General features: G+C 37.6%; 11 protein-coding genes and 1 CRISPR repeat array. Of the genes, 5 read left to right on the top strand and 6 right to left on the bottom strand.

Translation table 11 applies throughout. From position 1 onward, the window contains the following. Positions 1-136: 136 nt before the first annotated feature. The gene (locus A0J48_RS23495; protein ID WP_200327009.1) at positions 137-2,116 is read right to left on the bottom strand and encodes a M48 family metalloprotease; all 1,980 of its coding nucleotides are present in this window, start codon (positions 2,114-2,116) and stop codon (positions 137-139) included. A 226-nt stretch (positions 2,117-2,342) separates the two neighbouring features. Between A0J48_RS23495 and A0J48_RS23490 the strand changes: the two genes are divergently transcribed. Both A0J48_RS23490 and A0J48_RS23485 read left to right on the top strand, forming a co-directional pair. Beyond that, positions 2,343-3,650, top strand: coding sequence for a glutamate-5-semialdehyde dehydrogenase (locus A0J48_RS23490; protein ID WP_200327008.1), 1,308 nt, complete (start codon positions 2,343-2,345; stop codon positions 3,648-3,650). 118 nt (positions 3,651-3,768) lie between these two features. Next, positions 3,769-4,632: a DUF4351 domain-containing protein gene (locus A0J48_RS23485; protein WP_200327007.1), complete on the top strand. Its 864-nt coding sequence runs from the start codon at positions 3,769-3,771 to the stop codon at positions 4,630-4,632. Positions 4,633-5,059: 427 nt separating this feature from the next. Next, positions 5,060-6,113: a CRISPR direct-repeat array (repeat unit 36 nt; unit sequence CTTTACAAACCCACTTCCCCGAAAGGGGATGGAAAC). A gap of 6 nt (positions 6,114-6,119) precedes the next feature. Here the strand turns inward: A0J48_RS23485 and A0J48_RS23480 are convergent. Both A0J48_RS23480 and A0J48_RS23475 read right to left on the bottom strand, forming a co-directional pair. Further along, entirely contained in the window at positions 6,120-6,929 is an 810-nt protein-coding gene (locus tag A0J48_RS23480; protein ID WP_200327006.1) for a class I SAM-dependent methyltransferase, read from the bottom strand. A 10-nt stretch (positions 6,930-6,939) separates the two neighbouring features. Next, complete coding sequence (locus A0J48_RS23475) at positions 6,940-8,355, bottom strand: isochorismate synthase (protein WP_200327005.1); 1,416 nt, start codon at positions 8,353-8,355, stop codon at positions 6,940-6,942. A gap of 452 nt (positions 8,356-8,807) precedes the next feature. On the opposite strand from A0J48_RS23475, the gene menA reads away from it, so the two are divergent. From menA to A0J48_RS23460, 3 genes are all read left to right on the top strand, one after another. After that, the gene (menA, locus tag A0J48_RS23470) at positions 8,808-9,707 is read left to right on the top strand and encodes a 2-carboxy-1,4-naphthoquinone phytyltransferase (RefSeq protein WP_200327004.1); all 900 of its coding nucleotides are present in this window, start codon (positions 8,808-8,810) and stop codon (positions 9,705-9,707) included. A 325-nt stretch (positions 9,708-10,032) separates the two neighbouring features. Further along, on the top strand, positions 10,033-10,992 hold the full coding sequence (locus A0J48_RS23465; RefSeq protein ID WP_200327003.1) for an o-succinylbenzoate synthase: 960 nt from the start codon (positions 10,033-10,035) through the stop codon (positions 10,990-10,992). After that, on the top strand, positions 10,977-12,347 hold the full coding sequence (locus tag A0J48_RS23460; RefSeq protein WP_200327002.1) for a 2-succinylbenzoate--CoA ligase: 1,371 nt from the start codon (positions 10,977-10,979) through the stop codon (positions 12,345-12,347). The genes A0J48_RS23465 and A0J48_RS23460 overlap by 16 nt, the downstream gene beginning before the upstream one ends. A 28-nt stretch (positions 12,348-12,375) precedes the next feature. On the opposite strand, the gene A0J48_RS23455 is transcribed toward A0J48_RS23460, so the two are convergent. The 3 genes from A0J48_RS23455 to A0J48_RS23445 all read right to left on the bottom strand — a co-directional run bounded on the left by A0J48_RS23455 (position 12,376) and on the right by A0J48_RS23445 (position 15,273). Further along, positions 12,376-12,825, bottom strand: a complete 450-nt coding sequence (locus A0J48_RS23455; protein WP_200327001.1) for an acyl-CoA thioesterase — start codon at positions 12,823-12,825, stop codon at positions 12,376-12,378. A 78-nt stretch (positions 12,826-12,903) separates the two neighbouring features. Next, positions 12,904-13,995, bottom strand: a complete 1,092-nt coding sequence (locus A0J48_RS23450) for a T3SS effector HopA1 family protein (protein WP_200327000.1) — start codon at positions 13,993-13,995, stop codon at positions 12,904-12,906. A gap of 42 nt (positions 13,996-14,037) precedes the next feature. Further along, positions 14,038-15,273 (bottom strand): phosphotransferase family protein, encoded by a 1,236-nt coding sequence (locus A0J48_RS23445; RefSeq protein ID WP_200326999.1) that lies wholly within the window; start codon positions 15,271-15,273, stop codon positions 14,038-14,040. Positions 15,274-15,533: the final 260 nt, after the last annotated feature.

Raw genomic sequence — 15,533 nt, 5'->3', positions numbered from 1 at the left:
AGCAGGGGAGGTAGGGGAAGCAAATTCTTACTCAGGACTCAGGACTCAGGACTCAGCCGCTAAAAAAATCCCCACGAGGGACGTGGGGGAGCAAAAACACACAGCTTAAATTAATCAGAAATGTTAGGACAGCAGATTAATTCCCGTTGAAAATTCCAATCAATACCACTCCCAGGATAATAGATCCGCCACTAAGCACAAATGACCAAAAGCGATGATAGCTATTAACGATAGTGCCATTTTCGCCTTCTAGTTGAATTAAATCCATCCAAGGCATAACGCCCCGACGAAACCAACCAGTAGTACCAACTTGTTGCCCTATCAAGCTTTCTACTCGTTTCATCCCAAACAAGAAATTACCAATAGGTCCAAAACGGGAGGCGTAATGTAAATACAGCATTCCGCTGGAGTCTTGCAGTTTGAGGTCAGAACCAAATTTATAGCCAGCGTCACCACGACCAATTAATTCCCCTTCTAATATGGCTGGTTGACCCCGCAAAGGACTGGCATAGGGGTCTGACATCAAGGTAAGAATATCAGTGGGTGCAGCTTTGGAGTAGTCGGGGAACATGACCAAGGCTTTGATTAAAATTCCCACTCCTAAACCAATAAAAGGCGCACCGAATATCAAACCTGAGTTGCGGGAAACTGACCAAAATAAGACACCGATAAATAAACCAACGAATAAGCCGATGGTTTCTGCACCGTAAAGGACGATATCTAAAAAGAAGTTGCCGTAAAGCTTGTTTTTGTTTAGGGTTTTACCTTCACCTATGATTATTCCCATGTCAAACTCGGTGGGTAAACCTAGTTGTTCAGCGTAGGTACTAAGGGCGCGGACTCGTTTACCTGTGAGGGGATGGGTGGAGTTTAATTCCATCCACCAACCCCAAGGGTTAAACATATCCCATAAAAAGACACGACCAATTTTTTGTGGGTTGGAGGCGATGCGATAAGCTGTACCCGTGGAAGCTGCGGCTTTGGGGTCATAAATGCCTAAAGCGCGAGTTCCTTCAATTAAACGGCTTGGTTCTTGGGAACGTGAACCTTCTTCAACTATGCCATAGGCAATTTTTACTAAAGCGCGAGAAAGTCCGTTGGGGTTGCCTGTGGTTTCCGCTGCAAAGTGGTCGGCAAAATATTCTCTGGTACGAGAAAGATATAAGAGTAAATAAGTACCGACAAGATAAAAGATGTAAGCAATGGTACTAGCTGTTTGCAAAGCATCTTTGATTTTGTTATCTCCACCACCACGGGTAAATCTTCTGGCTGTGCTGTAAACTAGGTAGCAAATCTGCACTAAGGTAGAAGCTAGGGTCATGACAGCAAAGTCCCAGTGGACGATGTGACCTAGTTCGTGGGCATAAACGGTAGCAACTTCATCATCGTCTAAATAAGTGAACAGTCCTCGACTGACGACTAACCGGGCGCTATTAGGTAAAGAACCATAAGTAAAAGCCGTAGGGTTTTGGTCGTCAATGATGCCCAGTCTGGGAATGGTGATATTTTTTTGTTGACAAACTTGGCGAATGATGTTTCCTGTTTCTGGACTGAAATGTTCAATTTCTGATAAATTCACCCAACGAGTTTGGTACAGCCAGCTTTGGGTTAAGTCCATCAGCAAGGGAGAAAGGAAGAAAGCTGCTAGATTGAATATTAAAGTAATACCAATAGCGATCGCTAGTCCAGTGAGAGGATCGCTACTACTGAAAATTAATACTAGGCTTAAACCTAAAACGAAAACCATGCCAAATAGTAAGGCAATTGTCACACCAGATGCGAGGGCTAAACTGCCACCGACACCTGCCATTGCCAAGCTGACACCCACACTGGCTGCACGTCCGGCTTTAGACTGACTGACTGATGAGAAAAATGGACGGTCTTGTTCTGCCCATTCTCGCACCTGTGGGTTATCACTATTAATCAGCTTTTGCCAGATAATTTTAGCTTGTTCAGTCTCGCCTAGTTTTTGATAAGCTTTCATCAACCACATTTGGGCTGTGAGATAATCTGGAGAATTCAGTTCTAAAGAATTTTCGGAAAATTCCTCCAGAAGATACACTGCTTCTTGATAGTTTCCCTGTTGAAAGGCATCTAAGCCTGATTGCAATGACATGATGTAATCCCTGATCAAAAGGGTGTTATTTTCATCTATGAATACTCAATAAATACTGTATTCGTCATCAGAATTTTGTAAAAGTTAAAGAAGAAGGTAGGTGACAGGTGACAGGTGACAGGTGACAGGTGACAGTAAATAGGTAGGGGAAGTAGGGGGAGAATAACAAGCAACTAATGACCAATGACTAATATTAAGATTGTTATATTGTGAATTTATTTTTGTCATGACTACTGTGCAAGTTGCTTCTGGCTTAATTGAAATTGCCCAAAAAACTCGTTTTGCTGCTAGTAAGTTGGCTGTGCTTTCGACTGAGGAGAAAAATCAGGCTATTGAAGCGATCGCTCTGGCTTTAGAATCTGCAAAGGAAGAGATAATACAGGCAAATGTGGCAGATTGTCAAGCTGCTGTGGCTGAAGGTATTGCTAAACCTCTTTATAAACGGTTGCAGTTAGATGAACATAAGTTAAGGGATGCGATCGCAGGGGTGCGTGATGTTGGTAAATTAGATGATCCTATTGGTAAGGTACAAATTCACCGGGAAATTGATACTGGTTTAATTCTCAAACGTATTACTTGTCCTTTGGGGGTTTTAGGAATTATTTTTGAAGCTAGACCAGAAGCTGCAATTCAAATTGTGTCTTTAGCAATTAAATCTGGTAATGGTGTCATTCTCAAAGGTGGGAAAGAAGCATTACGTTCTTGTGAAGCTATAGTTAAAGCCATTAAACAAGGATTATCAAATACTGCTGTTAACCCCGATGCGGTGCAATTGTTGACAACCAGATCAGAAATTTTTGAACTTTTGCAATTAGATAAATATGTAGATTTAATTATTCCCAGAGGTTCAAATTCTTTTGTCAGGTTTGTACAAGAAAATACTCGAATTCCTGTACTTGGTCATGCCGATGGTATTTGTCATCTTTATGTAGACCAATCCGCTGATATTGAGAAAGCAATTAATATTACTGTTGATTCTAAAACTCAATATCCGGCAGCTTGTAATGCCATTGAAACCTTATTAGTTCACAACAGCATTGCGGCAGAGTTTTTACCAAAAGTTGCTGAAGCTTTAGCGGTGCAGAATGTAGAATTAAGAGGTGATAAACGCACTTTAGAAATTTTGCCTAATATTGGTTTAGCAACAGAAACAGATTGGGAAACAGAATACAGCGATTTGATTTTAGCAATTAAAATTGTTGATTTTTTAGAAGAAGCAATAAATCATATTAGTGAATATGGTTCTCGGCACACAGAAGCAATTGTGACGGAAAATTTAGCAGCAGCAGCAACTTTTCAAGCTTTAGTCAATGCAGCGGGAGTTTATCATAATTGTTCTACTCGTTTTGCTGATGGTTTCCGTTATGGTTTTGGTGCAGAAGTGGGAATTAGTACCCAACAAATGCCACCTCGCGGGCCTGTGGGTTTAGAGGGTTTGGTGACATATAAATATCAAATGTCTGGTGATGGTCATATTGTGAAAACCTACACTGGTGCGAATGCGAAATCATTTACTCATCGAGATTGGGAATAATTTTCAAGAAAATAGCGATAATAAATTTCTGGTCAGATTTTGTCTGTTTATCCGTGATTTATCATCGCTATAAAGGTGTTATGATAAAAAACACCCACTTTAACTGATTAATTATACCTTGGTTTACGATAATAGTTGCAAGTATCTCGCCGAAAAGTATCCTGGTGAATTTGCTAAATGGTTACTATCATCAGAAAGTTTAGATATCCAGGTACTGAAAACAGAACTCAATCTCGATCCCATTCGTGCTGATTCTGTTACATTTTTACAAACTTCTCAGGAAATTCTCCATTTAGAATTTCAAACTACACCTAAATCCAAACCACCACTAGATTTTAGGATGTTGGATTATTACACCAGATTAAAACGTCAATACTGGTGTCCAATTGAGCAAGTAATAATTTTTCTGCAACCTAGCGATTCTGAAATTGTCTTTACTACAGAGTATGTAGACAGGAGAACCAGACACGAGTATCGAGTGATTCGTCTGTGGGAAGAAGATCCCGCACCATTGTTAACAAATCCTGGTCTTTTACCATTAGCGACATTAGCAAAAACCGATTCACCAAATACTTTGTTAAAGCAAGTTGCAGACCAGTTAGATATGATCGAAGAAAACCAGGAACGAGTCAATATCTCAACCTGTGTACAGCTTCTAGCGGGTTTGCGGTTTGAAAAGGACATAATTCGACAACTATTTCGAGAGGAAATTATGCAAGAATCTGTGATTTATCAAGATATTCTGCAAAAAGGAAAGCTGGAAGGAAAGCTGGAAGGTATTAACATCGGTAAACAGGAAGGTAAACTGGAAGGAGAGGTATTGTTAATTCTCCGTTTACTTTCTCGTCGCTTTGGTGCGGTTGATGCTGAGACTGAAGAGAGAATTCATCAGTTGTCTACAACTCAATTAGAAAGTTTAGCAGAAGCGATTTTAGATTTTTCTAGTCAAGCTGATGTAATTCGCTGGTTAGAAAATTTGTAAGAAATCAGGAGTCAGGAGTCAGGAGTCAGGAGTCAGGAGTCAGGAGTCAGGAGTCAGAATGTTGATGAAATGAAGAATAGTCCAGAAGTGAGATTTTATCAAAATAATCAAATTTGACTAAAAAAGCCTTTATTCTCCTGACTTGGAGTATTGTCTATAAAAGTGGCTCGTAATCTGTCATAAACTTGACATTTATGGTGATTTGCTGTATACATTATGGAATGTGTCGAGGTCATCGACACCACTCGTCAGAACCTTGAAAACCGCATAACTTCGTTGACTGGTGTCGATTGCTTTTGTAGTAAGGGTTTCGACGGTTGAAGTAGGGAGTTTTTTCTCAATAAGCACTGGTTTTTTCTCAATAAAAAAAGTGGTGTCGATTTGGGTATCTGAAACCCTTGCCCTGTAAGGTTTCTAGAAGTGAACTCTTTACAAACCCACTTCCCCGAAAGGGGATGGAAACTTTATAGCACGAACCTGATTCATTGTAACGCCCTGCTTTACAAACCCACTTCCCCGAAAGGGGATGGAAACGATAAAGCATACGGCATGGTATGCGATCGTTTTTTTTCTTTACAAACCCACTTCCCCGAAAGGGGATGGAAACAAAATGGTTGTTGTTGTCCCTGGGTCATCGGGGGGCTTTACAAACCCACTTCCCCGAAAGGGGATGGAAACGCGGAGAGTCCCGTTTTCAACGATACATGAAACTGGCTTTACAAACCCACTTCCCCGAAAGGGGATGGAAACTTTCTCTCTCTTTTTCAAAATTAAGAAAGCCAATGATCTTTACAAACCCACTTCCCCGAAAGGGGATGGAAACCAAAGCTGTCAAATGCGGACTGTAAAATTGACTTCCTTTACAAACCCACTTCCCCGAAAGGGGATGGAAACGACTCATGTAATCGTTCTTCTTTGCGTGTTCACCTCTTTACAAACCCACTTCCCCGAAAGGGGATGGAAACTCTTTCACCTTTGGTGAAATCTCGTCTTTTAATTTTGCCTTTACAAACCCACTTCCCCGAAAGGGGATGGAAACAACCGAAGCTGCAAATCAAGACAAGGATTTATTTCCGACCTTTACAAACCAACTCCCCCGCAAGGGGATGGAAACGGAAATAGCAGCCGCACCAATCATGTCACCTTCGGCCTTTACAAACCAACTCCCCCGCAAGGGGATGGAAACGTTGTTAGACATTATCTTTTACCTGTACCTAATTGGTCTCCTTTACAAACCAACTCCCCCGCAAGGGGATGGAAACACAACTTCTTCTGAAAAATCTTGGGCATTTTTTTGAACTTTACAAACCAACTCCCCCGCAAGGGGATGGAAACGCATTAATGGTGATGCAATTCCCGTTGCTGTCAATCCTTTACAAACCAACTTCCCCGCAAGGGGATGGAAACAGTGTATCACCGTTAATTGTGATACAGTTACCATTGTTCTTTACAAACCAACTTCCCCGCAAGGGGATGAAAACAATAATTCATTTTCTAGCGCGAGCAAAAAAGGTTGTTGTATTCTCCCAAACACCTTTATCAGTGGTTATTTTTTCAACTTCCGATGTGAATGCTAGTTGTAACTCCTCTAATTTTTCTGGTGATGGTTGTGGTAATAATGAATTACCTTTAAAACTTAAATTAATCGAATTCCAAGATAATTTATGATTTTGTAAATTGCTGTATCTTCCCCGTGGTTCAACTGCTATTTCAATATCTTTAAACCCTACTTGTTTTAGCAAATTCTGGCATTTTTCAGGAGTACCAAGAGTAGAAAGAATATGTGGTAAGGAAATACCAAAAGTTTTAGTCAAAGTAGCTATATAAACAGATGCTAAATAAGCGGTTTCTGGAGGACAAGTAAATGCTATATATCCTCCTGGTTTGAGGTAGTGATAGCACTTGTGTAAAATTGCTGGAATATCAGTCAAGAGTACAATTGCAGAACAACAAAAAATCACATCAAAACTATTTTCATTAAAACTTATCTCTTCTACATCTGCGGCTATTAATTCTATATTCTCTAAGTTCTCTGCGGCAATTTTTTCTCTGGCTTGATGTAGCATTCCTGGACACATATCTACACCAATTACATGACCTTGAGAACCGACTTTTTTAGCTGCGGGAATAGCAACTAAACCTGTTCCAGTGGCAATATCTAAGATTTTTTGCCCTGGTTGAATTGGTACATATTCAAGTAATAAACTGGCTTCCCGTGGGTGCTGAGTACCTTCTTCATGATCATAATTGGTTCTGGTATTGTAAAATTCTATGACCTGCTGTTTGTAAGTTTCCATAAATATTCCTTCAAACCAAGGCTTTTAATAATGCTTGCAATTTAAGCTGTACTTCCGCAAATTCCTTATCAGGATCAGAACCAGCGACAATACCAGCACCTGCATAAAGTCTAGCGCGATCGCCATCAATTAAAGCCGAACGAATACCCACAATAAACTCACAATTTCCTTGTGCATCTACCCACCCCAAAGGTGCAGCATATAAACCTCTTTCAAAACTTTCATAACGGCGAATTTCTGCACAAGCAGTATCTCTAGCAGCACCGGCAACGGCGGGTGTAGGATGTAATTGGGCAACAATTTTTAAAGGATGAATATGAGGAGGAACTACCGCGCTAATTGGTGTCCATAGATGTTGGATATTAGATAATTGTCGCAGACGGGGGGCTAAAATCTGGGGAAATAAACCTAGTTGTGATAGCCGTTGGGTGATAAAATCAATTACTAGTTTATGTTCGTGTTTTTCTTTAGTATTATTCACTAAATTGTTAGCATTTTCCGCATCTTCTGTGGGTGTTTTGCCTCTAGGTGCTGAACCTGCTAAAGCATCGGTAATTAATTGTTGGTTTTGAATGCTAATTAAACGTTCTGGACTAGCGCCAATAAAATTTTGTCCCTGTCCATTGCTGGTAGAAAAGACATAACAATTAGGATGTAAATGCCGCAGATTATTTAAAGATTGAAATAAATCAAAATGATTATTGGATTTGACATCCAGGACATCTGCTAAAACGATTTTTCTTAAATGATTAGCTTGAATTTTCTCCAAAGCCAATGATACCGAATGTTTAAAATGAGCGGATTTTGTAATATGGTTTTTGAGAAAATGACTGGGAGAAATTTCTATTTTGGGTGAATAGTCTGCTAAAGATTGGAGAAGTTCCAGTTTGTTATTTAACTCCCATAATAAAGCTTGAATATTAACATCACCATGAATATTGCTATTCATCACCAAGGTGCAGCAATCTTTTTTGACGGCTACTTGAAATTTAGGGAGAAAAATTGTAGCTGATGGAAATGGGTAATCTGCTTGGTGGTGCTGATCAAAAAAACTGAAGTAACAAAAAAAGTGAGAACCAGCAAATGGTTGGTTAGTATTGCCAAAATTAATCACATTTTTGAGGCAATCTTTGATGAAATTTTCAGTTTTACTAAATCTATGTTTACCAGTAATCTCTAATTTGGTGATAGCATCAATGGCTGCAATAGCTTCACCTTTACTTTTATTTTCAAAGTAAAAATTTAATGTATTGGCTTGGGCAAATTTTTTGAATACAACTAATGGGTCTATGAAATCAATTTTTAAGGAAACACTAACAATTTGCTGGCTATGATTTTCGTAGCACTTTTTTTGAACTGCTAACAGTAATTGATGCAAATCTTTATATTCTACAAAGAAACTGCTGCGGCATGGTGAAATTGTCATGGATGTGTAAGTAAATTTTTTTTAAGTTATCTTCCTAAAGTGTTACAAGTCGTGGTCGTATTTCTATAGGTAGCATATTCAGTGACTATTAGCCAGCCTTGGCGTTGTTTGGTTCTAGGGTTTCCCAGAACTGACGCTGTTTGTGGTGGCAAAATGTAAAGTCAAGTTTTATTACCAGGAGATAAACCAACAATGACAAAATTAGCATTTTTTGGGAATTCACCAAAGTCAAATGTCTCACTAAACTATAAAATTTAATTGATAAGTAAATTTTTAGGTAAGGATTCATGATACAGAATACAGGATTGAGAATGAATGAGAGTTTTCGAGTGATTCTTGATAATTGATGAGAAAACCTACTTCTGTAGCAGACTGCTACAAACAAATATTCTGACTCCTGACTCCTGACTACTGAATTCTTACATTTTTAGTAATTTAACTCATCACGACTGATGACTACAAATCAGATATCAATCCCCAAAAACAAATTATGGATGGCGGCTATCAAACCGCCAATGTACAGTGTTGCTATTATGCCTATATGGGTAGGTTCAGCAGTAGCATTTGCGGAAACTAAAATTTTTAATGGCGTAATATTTGCAGTGTTTATAACTGCGGCAATTTTAATTCTGGCGTGGGAAAATATCAGTAATGATGTTTTTGATGCAGAAACAGGGATTGATAAAAATAAACATCACTCGCTGGTGAATTTAACTGGTAACAAGCAGTTAATGTTTTGGTTAGGAAACTTGTGTTTAGCTGCGGGTTTGTTAGGGATAATTGCGATCGCCCTTTTACAAAAAGACCCAACTGTAATTGGTATAATTTTGCTATGCTGCGGTTTGGGCTATATGTACCAGGGACCCCCCTTTCGTCTAGGATACCAAGGTTTAGGCGAAATTCTCTGTTTTTTTGCCTTTGGTCCCTTGGGAATGACAGCAGCTTACTACAGTCAAACTCAAACTTGGTCAATCACTAATTTAGCCGCTTCTGTAATTGTCGGTATTGCGACTAGTTTAATTTTATTTTGTTCACACTTTCACCAAGTTAAGGATGACATAGCGGCTGGAAAGCGATCGCCTATTGTTCGCTTAGGTACACAAAAAGGCGCACAAGTTTTAGTTTGGTTTACAGCGAGTATTTATCCCTTCAATTTGTTGTTAGTGGGATTAGGAATTTTTCCAATTTGGACGCTATTAAGTTGGGTAAGTTTACCTTTTGCGTTCAAATTATGTCGTCATGTTTTAGAGAATCACAATCTACCAGAGAAAGTAAGTAACTGTAAATTCATTGCTGTGGCGGTGCATTTTTGGAGTTGCTTATTATTTGGTGCAGGATTTATGCTGGGATAATTTTCACAAGTCAAAAGTCAAAAGTCAAAAGTATTACCTCTTTATCAATCAAGAGGATTGAACAAGGAATAAGTTTTTTGTTTTTCCCCTTTAAAGGGGATGCTTTTGACCCGTTTTTTTAGTAAGAATTCAGGAGTCAGGAGTCAGGAGTCAGAATTCTTGTTCAATAATGGAAAATTAACAATGGACAATTGATAATTACTTCTTCCTGGTAGTGAGAGGAATAGAAAATATGAAATTTTTCCTTTTCTCCTGGAAAGGATATTTTTTAAACCTTGAATGAAACAATTTTCAATTGTCAATTTTCCATTATCAATTGAGAAACATGAAATATCAATTTTCATTTCGTCCCATTAGTCAAAAATTCACTCGTCCTGTAATTACGAATCATGGAATTTGGGAAATACGGGAAAGCATAATTATCAGGCTTGTGGATGTGACAGGTAAAGTTAGCTGGGGGGAAATTTCCCCCATTCACTGGTTTGGTACTGAAACTCTAAAACAAGCCTTAGATTTTTGCAGTCAATTAGCCACAGAAATTACACCAGAGATAATTTTTGCGATTCCAGATAAATTACCAGCTTGTCAATTTGGTTTTGAATCAGCACTAGATAATTTTGGAGAAAAGCACGAATTTATAAATTACCAAAATCTTACCTATAGCGGCTTATTACCAGCAGGAGAAGCAGCTTTAAATCAATGGGAAATTCTATGGGAACAAGGATATAAAACATTTAAATGGAAAATAGGTGTTGATGAAATATCCCAAGAATTGCATATTTTCAATTCACTGATTTATAACTTACCTAATTCAGCGAAATTGCGTTTAGATGCTAATGGTGGACTTAGTTATGAAGAAGCTAATTTATGGTTGAAAATTTGCGACAATTTCAAAAATCAAATTGAATTTATAGAACAACCGCTATCTGTAGATAAATTCCCAGAAATGCAGGAGTTAAGTAGTTTTTATAATACACAAATTGCTTTAGATGAATCTGTCGCTACATTACAACAACTTGAATATTGTTATAACCAAGGTTGGCAAGGAATTTTTGTGATTAAACCTGGTATAGTTGGTTCACCATCAAGATTGAGAAAGTTTTGTCAACAGCATAATCTTGATGTGGTATTTTCATCTGTATTTGAAACTGCAATTGGTAGAGAAGCCGCACTCAAATTAGCAGCACAATTATCAAAAAATAACCGTGCAGTAGGTTTTGGCATCAACCACTATTTTACAGAGAAAGACTCAAACTGGCTAGAAAGTTTATGGAACAACCTTTAAAATATCTAGAAAAACTGAAAAATCATGATTGGTTAATTGGTGACGATAGCCAGGAATTTTACAAAATAGCCACAGAATTATATTTACAATTAACCCAATTATCCAAAATAAATAAACCACCAAAAATAATTTTAGCTGAACGTGAACCAGTAAGATTTTTAGCTAGTTTCATTGCCGCTTGTGCTGCTAAATGTCCTGTGTTTTTATGTAATCCCGACTGGGGTAAAAATGAATGGGAAGAAGTTTTTAATTTAGTCCAACCAGATTTAGTTTGGGGACTGGGGACTGGGGACTGGGGACTGGTGACTAGGAAAAATAATTTATCACCTTTATCACCAATCGAAAATTGGATTATGATTCCTACTGGTGGTTCTTCAGGCAAGATTAAATTTGCTATTCACACCTGGGAAACATTAACAGCATCTGTACAAGGTTTTACCGAATATTTTCAGTTAAATTCAGTTAATTCTTTTTGTATTTTACCACTATATCATGTCAGTGGTTTAATGCAATTTATGCGAAGTTTTACAACTGGTGGTAAATTAGTGGTTACTCAATTTAAAAAAATTGAATATTCTATAATACCAAATATTAAGCCTTCAGATTTTTTTATTTCTTTAGTTCCCACCCAGTTACAACGTCTCCTACAAAATCCAGAGTTAACAAAATGGTTATCTCAATTTCAAACTGTACTTTTAGGAGGTGCGCCGACATGGGAGGAATTATTAGAAAAAGCGAGATTTCATCGAATTAGATTAGCACCTACCTATGGAATGACAGAAACAGCCTCTCAAATTGCTACTCTCAAACCTAATGATTTTCTGAAGGGTAAAAATAACAGTGGACAGATTCTACCCCATGCCAAAATTACTATTGATAATTTCACAGGAAACCTGAATCTCCAAGCTAAATCATTGGCTTTAGGTTACTATCCACAACTTTGGGAAACTCCAGATAATTTCTCAGTAGATGATATTGGTTTTTTAGATGCAGATGGATATTTACATATTATTGGACGCAGTAGTAACAAAATTATTTCTGGTGGTGAAAATATTTACCCCATAGAAATTGAAGCAGCGATGAGAAAAACAAACTTGATTATTGATGTTTGTGTAATTGGGATACCTGATAAATATTGGGGACAAGCATTAACAGCTATTTATATTCCTAAACATCCAAATGTAAGCAGTTTAGAAATTGAAACCCAACTCAAAACTCAACTAAGTAAATTCAAAATTCCTAAATATTGGATTCCCATAGACAAATTACCCCGTAACGCCCAAGGTAAAATTAACCGCCAACAGGTTCAACAAATAGCCCTAGATTTTCTGGACAACTCAACTCTGAACTCTTAATTATCAATTATCAATTATCAATTATCAATTACATAATTTCTTCCCTTGACTTTCTTCTCTCTGCGCCCTCTGCGTCTCTGCGGTTCGTTTCCAACCAAGAAATCATATCATCTGGTAATTCCTGCTTAGTTCTACTACTCACATCAATACAAACGTGCCTAGTAATTGCTTTGGCAACTATTACATCATCCAGAGTAATTTCATAGCTAATTTCAAACTTATCCATACCTATCTTTTGAGGAATTAAACTAATCATCAACTTATCACCACAATACATAGGACGTAAAAAATCGACATTGGCATGAACAATGGGAAAAGCCAGAGATGGACGAGTAAAAAAAGCTTGAATATTTATACCAGAATGTCCTAGAGATTCTTCGTAGGCTTCATGACACATACTTAAAATATTAGCAAAATAAACAACTCCAGCAGCATCCGTATCTGCAAATCTGACAGTGCGTTGATATGTAAAAATCATTGTTTGCATTTCCTCAATAAAAACAGAAAGCAGGCATGATGCCTGCCCTACAAACTCAATTTACTCTACTTACAAATGTTAGCAATTTAATGGCATATATATATCTTCAGAACTGGGATTAAGATAAGGACGTTGCACATCAATTAAATGTTGTGCAAAGTGTTGATCAATGATCCGCATTCTTTCTTCAATGGCATTTTTACCTTTTTCCCAGGCTTCTAATAAAGCATTAGCAACAATTTGACATCTGTTCATCCCAAAACTTTCTTCTGGGGCAAATTTTTGGTTTGGTGCTTCTGCTAAACTCAGTCCGGGAGCTAAAAATTTAGTAAATAAGGGAATTTCTGGCTGAAAATAAGATTGATGCTGTTTATAAACTACCTGAAGAATTCTGTGAATGACTGGATAATCTTTTCTTTCAAAATGAAGTACACCAGCATCATAACGCCCATAAGTTAATGGGTTATAAAGCACTTCAAAACTAAAGGGAATATTGGCGGTGTTGAAATGTTGTGTCAGGGTATCCATGAGAGCGATCGCACCTAATGGACTAACATGAAAATAAATTCGCCCTACTTCTAAATTATTCTCTCCTGTACTTTGATGTTCTTGTCCTAAATTACTAACTGCTACATAGCGACCATTTTGTAAGCGATTTTTTGGCATCCAAATAGCAATTAAATCACCCACTTGCACGGATTTTTTACTAGCTTTGAGATAGCATTCTGGCTCAACATATAATGTTAAATCATTTTTAGTGACTGCCAAACTTCCATCCGGTTCTAGTCGTAAAACTTCCCAATTACAATCATAATGGCCATTACCATGATTGTGCTGATGTAATTGTTCATAAAAGTCCCAATCAATGCCCACATTAGAACTTTGATCTAAAGTCTTTTGGGGTGAATAATTGTCCTGTTCTGCATTGACTGATAAAACAGTTTGCAAAGACCCATTATAATAAATACCATGCAGAAAGTTTCGCAGTAATAAAGCCAGATATTTATGTTGTAAATCTGGTGAATTTTTTTTAAATCTATTTGCGACTGTAGTTGGCAGTGCAAAAGGTTGATAATTGGGATGTTGAATACAAAAGTTAGGCTCAATTTGAATATTGGCGGCAATATCAAATAAAGTATTGATGATCTGATTGGTAGAATTGTCTAACATTAATAAATTTGCACCTCCACATTGAAAATACTAACTACAATACTAGCAACCGCGTAGGCGAGTTTTTTCGTAAAAAATTCGTAGGAGTTGTTTGTCTTCAGGTTGTACGGTTTTGTTGTATCCCTTGACAGGTTGGAGAATTTCTGATTCGGAAATGCCAAAAATAGTTAACACAGATTTTTCTGGCATAGTTAACAAATTTTTAGCTACTTTCAGCATACAGAGGTGAGTATTATCAAAGTATTTGCGGGATTCAATAATATTTTGAATTTGGTGGGTTAGTGCTAAACCTGCAAACTGAATCACACGCAAAATCAAGTCTGGACGCTCATCTAAAATCAAGGGAAAAGCCTGGAGATAAGCACGAATTACAGCCAAGATAGAAGGTTGAATTACCTCTAGGGGAATGATTGCCAAATTTAGAGATTCTTCTAATTCTAAACATGGATCTACTACCAAACTTGAAAGCCAAATTTGGATGTAACTTGCTAATAATGTTCCTAAATCAAAAGCTGGATCTCCCCAGGTGCAAGCTTCCCAATCAATTACTCTCATTAAGCAATTATCTAGTTGTTGCCAACGGGAGTGTACCAAAATATTGTTTAGCTGCAAATCGTTGTGAGTCAAACAGCAAGGTTGCCATTCATAAGCTAAGTCAGCAATTGCTGATTCTAAACTTTCGTAGCGTTGATAGAGTACATGAAACTTGAGTGCTTCAGTAGGAATCTGGCTAAAAATATCTTGATTAATTGCAGCTACCCCTTGGGTGGGATTATAAAAGTGATAGCGGAACTGCCCTTGGGGCGCGGTATTCATAAAATCACGATACTCTCGCCGCTGAAAGGTGGAACTATGTAATCCTGCTAGTGTAGTACCAATGGCAGTGGCAATTTCTGTGGGGAAAACATCATTATTTTCGTAGAATTTACCCAGTTCCACATATTCGCTTAAGTAGCTACGGACAAGGATAGAATTTTCTTCATCAAAATGTAGTAATAGTGATGCCAGCGCCGAAATATTGCCAAGAACTGGAAACTTCTGGAGTAATTGGTGAAATAGCCACTCATTAAATAATTGATGGTTACTGCTATCAAAATTAAAGCCTCGTTCTTGTTTAACCAGCAGTTTCCGATTATCTGCCAGATTCACCAATAAATTCCGATTATTACCGCCATTTTCTGGCAACTCAGATTCATATAATGCGCCATCTTCTGAGCTACACAGACCTACATTTTGCAGATACTGGATAACATTTTGAGAAGACAGTGATAATATCATGTATGATTTTCCTAGTTTCTGAAATTGCTGAGAGAATTACTGAGGTCAGAGTTGATTTCGCCTAATGATATTTCGGTAGACAGTCACAAAAGAGTAAGCATTAATCACGATTGCTACTATCTATTAATATCTTATTTATGCTGGTAAAACCTGCCAAAATGGCAAAATAACCTTTATTTTTCCTTTAAAGTATACTGAGAATACCATAAAATCTTTACATTATTATCTTTACATTATTGACAATACTAACTCTAGTATAT

Origin of the sequence: Sphaerospermopsis aphanizomenoides BCCUSP55 (assembly GCF_001586785.1) — a bacterium.
In the GTDB taxonomy this organism is placed as follows: Bacteria; Cyanobacteriota; Cyanobacteriia; order Cyanobacteriales; family Nostocaceae; genus Sphaerospermopsis_A; species Sphaerospermopsis_A aphanizomenoides_A.
The sequence above is the reverse complement of the archived record's forward strand: the minus strand, read 5'-3'. Positions and strand labels throughout refer to the sequence as shown.